General features: G+C 64.1%; 4 protein-coding genes. 3 read left to right on the top strand and 1 reads right to left on the bottom strand.

The annotated features are described in order from the left end of the window. Window positions 1–103 precede the first annotated feature (103 nt). Window positions 104–1,423 (top strand): cytochrome P450 family protein, encoded by a 1,320-nt coding sequence (locus tag C2U70_RS18675; RefSeq protein ID WP_140979893.1) that lies wholly within the window; start codon window positions 104–106, stop codon window positions 1,421–1,423. On the opposite strand, the gene C2U70_RS18670 is transcribed toward C2U70_RS18675, so the two are convergent. Beyond that, window positions 1,312–2,568 carry a DUF763 domain-containing protein gene (locus tag C2U70_RS18670; RefSeq protein ID WP_140979892.1) on the bottom strand — a complete coding sequence of 419 codons (1,257 nt, stop codon included), beginning with the start codon at window positions 2,566–2,568 and terminating at the stop codon, window positions 1,312–1,314. The genes C2U70_RS18675 and C2U70_RS18670 overlap by 112 nt on opposite strands. Before the next feature lie 290 nt (window positions 2,569–2,858). Between C2U70_RS18670 and C2U70_RS18665 the strand changes: the two genes are divergently transcribed. Both C2U70_RS18665 and C2U70_RS18655 read left to right on the top strand, forming a co-directional pair. Beyond that, window positions 2,859–4,001, top strand: coding sequence for a hypothetical protein (locus tag C2U70_RS18665; protein WP_140979891.1), 1,143 nt, complete (start codon window positions 2,859–2,861; stop codon window positions 3,999–4,001). Window positions 4,002–4,555: 554 nt separating this feature from the next. Further along, window positions 4,556–4,993 carry a tetratricopeptide repeat protein gene (locus C2U70_RS18655; RefSeq protein ID WP_140979889.1) on the top strand — a complete coding sequence of 146 codons (438 nt, stop codon included), beginning with the start codon at window positions 4,556–4,558 and terminating at the stop codon, window positions 4,991–4,993. The last annotated feature ends 38 nt before the right edge of the window (window positions 4,994–5,031 follow it).

Genomic DNA, 5,031 nt, shown 5'->3' with positions numbered 1-5,031 from the left:
ACAAGCCCGGGCATGACGGGTGTCCGCGTGGACAGTTCCTTCCCTTGCACCGTCCGCAACGACCACCATCTGGATGAGGCGCCAACAACAGGGCCGGTGATGCATGACGCCGCGCATCGATTTCACCAGCGACGACTTCTTCCGCGATCCCCCGAAAGGCATCGCGAAGCTCCGTGCCTTTGGGCCCGTGGTCGCGACCCGGTTCCCGCTGGTCGGCGATGTCTGGGTCACCACGACCTATGAGACGACGGCGCAGGTGCTGAAGGACAGCACGGTCTTCACGCTGCGCAAGGAAGGCGGCGAGCTCGCCGGCGTTCGCTGGTGGATGCCAAAGCTCCTCACGACGATCGCCAACAACATGCTGACCATGGACGAGCCGGATCACACGCGGCTGCGCAGCATCGTCGACGAAGCCTTCCGCCGCCGCGCCATCGTGGCGATGGAGCCGCGCATCCGCGCCATCGCCGATGATCTCGCCGCCAACCTGTTCGCCGGCGGCAGCCCGGCCGATCTCGTGCAGCGTTACGCGCGTATCCTGCCGCTATCCGTGATCTGCGAGCTCCTGGGCCTGCCGCAGGCCGACCGGCCAAAGTTCATTGCCTGGGCCAATTCGATGGCGGGGCTGACGAGCATCTTCGGCATCGTCCGCATGCTGTTTGCCCTCGGCAAGATGCGACACTATCTCGAAGCGCAGCTGGACGTGGCGCGAAAGGAAGGCGGCGAGGGCTTGATTGCCGAGCTGGTCCAGGTCGAGCGGGAAGGCGGCCGCATCACGCCGAGCGAAATGGTGTCGATGGTGTTTTTGCTGCTCGCCGCCGGCTCGGAGACCACGACGCATCTGATCAGCGGCTCCGTCTATGAGCTGCTGAAAAATCCAAGGCTCCGCGACTGGCTGGAGGAAGACTGGAGCCGCGTCGGCCTCGCGGTCGAGGAGTTCTTGCGCTTCGTCTCGCCGGTCCAGTTCTCAAAACCGCGCTATGTGCGGCGTGACGTCGAGCTCGATGGCGTGCACCTGAAAAAGGGCGACCGCGTCATGGTGATGCTGACAGCCGCGAACATGGACGGCGATGTTCACGAGCATCCTGATGTGCTTGACCTCGCGCGAAAACCCAACCGGCATTTGTCGTTCGGCACCGGCATCCATTTCTGTCTGGGACATCAGCTCGCGCGGATCGAGGCGGTTTGCGCGCTGCAGGCGCTGTTTTCGCGCTGGCCCGGCCTCGCGCTCGCGGTCGATCCTCGGGACATCCACTGGCGGAAACGGCCGGGCATCCGCGCGATTGCAAAGCTGCCGGTCGCAACAGGCGCGCGTCAGCCGGTCGATGTGTCCCGCAATTTGCCCGGCGCGACGAGATCGCGCTCCCAGCCAAACACCGAACGGCCGTCAAGCGCGGGTGAGGCCACGCGCTCACCGGCGATGTAAGCTTCTACCGATGGCCCGGTCGCGGTCCGTTCCAGCCGCCGCGCCTGGTCGTCGAGCCGCCTCAACGCCTGCATCTCTTCCTCACGTCCGAGCTTGGCCTGCTGGACTGCGTCCTTCAGCACGCGAATGGTCTCGTCATAGACCTTGATCGGCACGGGATAGGGGTGACGGTCCTTGCCGCCATGGGCGAGTGAGAAGCGCGCGGGATCGTTGAAGCGATAGGGCGCTCCGTGCACGACCTCGGCGACCATCGCCAGCGAGCGCACGGTGCGCGCGCCGACGCCGGGTGTCAGCAGCAGCTCCGGGAAATCGACCGGGCCGCGTTCAGCCGCAGCCGCAAGCGTGCCGTGCAGGCGGCGCGCGAACACATCCTTCGGCCGCACGTCGTGATGCGCGGGCATGATCAGATGCGGCAGCAGCGCTTGCGCGGGCTCGGTGCCGCTGAGGCGCTCGAACTCGGAGACGATGCGGTCGGGGCCGAGCTCGGTCAGCAGCTCGAGCTGCGCCGTGCGCGAGACGTCGGCGCGGTGATCGGTCAGGTTGACGATCTGGCCCTGCGCGGGGCCGTCGATCGCGCTATGCGGCGCATCGACAAAACTCTTCAACGCCTCGGAATGCCAGTGGTAGCGGCGCGCCTGGCGCTTGTCGCCGTTCATGCCCTGCTGCACGACGGTCCATTTGCCGTCTGACGTGACGAAGAAGCCGTGCAGATAGAGATCAAAGCCATCCTGCACCGCGGCGCTGTCGACTTTTGCCACGAGCCGGCTCGCCCGGGTCAAGCCCGCGCCGTCGAAGCCGACGCGATCGCCGAGCGCCATCAGCTCGTCCGGCGTCTTGCGCGAATGCTGGCCGCGGCCGCCGCAGACGTAAATGCCGAGCTCGTCCTGGACAGGAGCCAGCCCACGCTTCAACGCGCCGATGACAGACGTCGTGATGCCGGAGGAGTGCCAGTCCATCCCCATCACGGCGCCGAACGACTGGAACCAGAACGGATGCGACAGCCGCTGCAAGAACGCATCGCGGCCGTAGTGATGAACGATCGCCTGCGTGATGATGGTGCCGAGCGAGGCCATGCGGCTCGCGAGCCACGGCGGAACGCGTCCGTTGTGGAGAGGAAGGTCGGCACTGCCGGTGCGTCGAGTCATCGGTCCGATGATAGCGGAGTCCGGATCGGCTGTGTGCGTTACGTCAGATCAGCCGCGCGGCACCGCGACTGCGTCTTTCCTGACAGGCTTGCCGTCAATTTACGCAGGACTGCGCTCGCCGGCTTTTCCGGATCGCGAAACAGGCGATGGCAGGTCAATGACCTAACATCCTGTGCGACTTCAACTTTCCTGCCTCGGCTCCGTGTGTGGAGCTCCGCCTTGGCGCACAGTTCGCTGACTGGCCCGAAATTCGCACAGCTCTTCCTGGAATCCCAAGTCTGGAGGGTGCCATGAATGTGCACGCCGCTGTTGACGTCAAATGGCCTGGCCTTGCTCGCCCGAACGGCGATCCCATCCGGCTGAACACCAAAAATTTCGTGGCGATCGATCGCCACCGCGATGCCTCGCACGAGGCGACCTATCGCCCGCAAGCGCTCTACAACCGCGCAAACGAGGGCTTTCACGCCAACAACGAAGCCTTCCTGCTCCACGAAGTCTCGACCAACCTGCCGATCTACCGCACTGACACCGGCCCCACCGATTTCCATCTTCACCTGCCGCCGGGCGGATATCAGCTCGTGCTGGTCACATCAGGCATGTTCACCTTCGACTATGACGGCCGCTACTACTCCGTCGGTCCCGGTGCGGTGATGCTGCAGAGTGCGATCGTGCATCGTCAGCTCTTCTACACCTGGTCGGGATTGTCGACGGAAGAGAACCTGAACACGCCGCAGACAACGGTCCCTGATCCGATCTCCATGGGCTATTCCGGCAAATTCCTCGAAGCCTTCATCACCGATCCCACGACGTTCCCCAATCCGACTGTCGTGGCGCATGGTCACATCAACGAGGCGGAAACGCCGCGCGTGGCCTGGAGCCATCAGTTGCATGACCGCCCGACGGATGCCTGCTTCTGGATCCAGGATCCGCTGGAGCTGGACGCGCTCTACAAGCCGCTCGCGGCCGGGACGTCCATCAAATCCGCTGCCCCAGTCTATGTGCGCGATATCGGAATCGAAATTCCCAGCGGTCACCTGACGACGGGACACATCATCGCGACCGACCCGCGCGACCATTCGCTGTTGCCGAAGATCACCTCGGCAGCCGCAGATGCCGGCTTTCTCGACAAGGGCGAGGTCGTCATCTATCGCGTCATCCGCGGCACCGCCGAATTCAGCAACAGTGCAGGTGAAGGCTTTGAACTCGGGACCGGCGATACGGTCACCGCGGGCAAGAACACGATCCAGCTTGTTGGCCTCAGTGACAACACCCAGATCCTCCGGCTGGGCCTGCTGAAGGGCATGGACCAGCTTCGGAGCTGGACGCCGGTGCAGCGTGACGAGATCGACGGCCTGGCCGGCCAGATCATCACCCGCAAGGACGTTCGCCCGCTGCGGACCGAGGGCAAGCCGGTCGGGTATCTCTACGAGTAAGCCGGGATCTCGGGCGTATCCTTATGACCCGCCGGTCTGATCGGGCAGGTAATCACGAGAACACGAACGTTCCGATCAGCAGGCCCGCAGCGAAAGCGAGAAGCCCCAACGTGCTGGATGAAACGATACGGATGAGGATGCGCACTTGCGCCTCGTACTCCTCTTCCGCGGTCCTGTGGGACTGAGCCGCCACTGCAACTGCCCTGCCATCGCCCAGATTGGGCGAATTTACGCCCGAAATCATGGCCACTGTGAGGCTTTTTAGCCCCTCCGTGATGCCCTGTTCGTGATCTCAAGGGCGTGAGCGGACATTCGGACGTCCCCCATGGGGGCCATGTCTCCGCTGGGATCGGCCGTCAGGATGCCAGCGGGACCAAACCACCACAAGCCAGCTCAACTTGCCTTGCAAGTCGCGCCGTTCCCCGCGATCTGGCGTCGTCCGGTCGGGGGAATTCATGACAGTGCCGGCATGAACGACCGAGGAGGTCGTCATTGCAATCCAGAGCGCGTGGCGTCAACCTGACGACCGCGATGCCGAGGTCGAAACCGTCGCGATGATCAGAGCTGCGGTCAGCGCGCTGCGAACGGACCGAACGCCGCAGGCCGAAGCGGCGATGTCCGTTACCGGTGCAGATGAGGGAACGGTCATGACCTATTTCGATCTCGGGGCGTGCAGCCGCAAGATCAGCACGTCCTCGCCTGAGGCCCAGCTCTGGTTCGACAGGGGGCTGAACTGGGTGTTTGGCTTCAACCACGCCGAGGCCATCAAGTGTTTTCGCAGAGCGCTGGAGCAGGATCCGGACTGCGCGATGGCCTATTGGGGCGTCAGCTACGCGTCCGGACCGAACTACAATCTGCCATGGGATCGCTATGACCGGCAGGGCCGGCAGATGGCGCTGTCGGCATCGTACGACGCCATGGTCGAAGCGCTCGCGCTCGACGGGGCTTCCCGTCTCCGCGCGATGATCCGCGCATTGCCTGCGCCTACGTAGTGAAATCCTCAAGGGCGATGTGACCGAATTGTCACGTC

The organism is Bradyrhizobium guangdongense (assembly GCF_006483445.1).
GTDB classification, from domain to species: domain Bacteria; phylum Pseudomonadota; class Alphaproteobacteria; order Rhizobiales; family Xanthobacteraceae; genus Bradyrhizobium; species Bradyrhizobium guangdongense_A.
This window is presented reverse-complemented; position numbering and strand designations above follow the sequence as displayed.

Bases quoted from the DNA above. Each gene is read 5' to 3' on its own strand.
- C2U70_RS18665 (WP_140979891.1), top strand. From the start codon at position 2,859: ATGAATGTGCACGCCGCTGTTGACGTCAAATGGCCTGGCCTTGCTCGC.
- C2U70_RS18670 (WP_140979892.1), bottom strand. From the start codon at position 2,568: ATGACTCGACGCACCGGCAGTGCCGACCTTCCTCTCCACAACGGACGC.
- C2U70_RS18675 (WP_140979893.1), top strand. From the start codon at position 104: ATGACGCCGCGCATCGATTTCACCAGCGACGACTTCTTCCGCGATCCC.
- C2U70_RS18655 (WP_140979889.1), top strand. From the start codon at position 4,556: ATGATCAGAGCTGCGGTCAGCGCGCTGCGAACGGACCGAACGCCGCAG.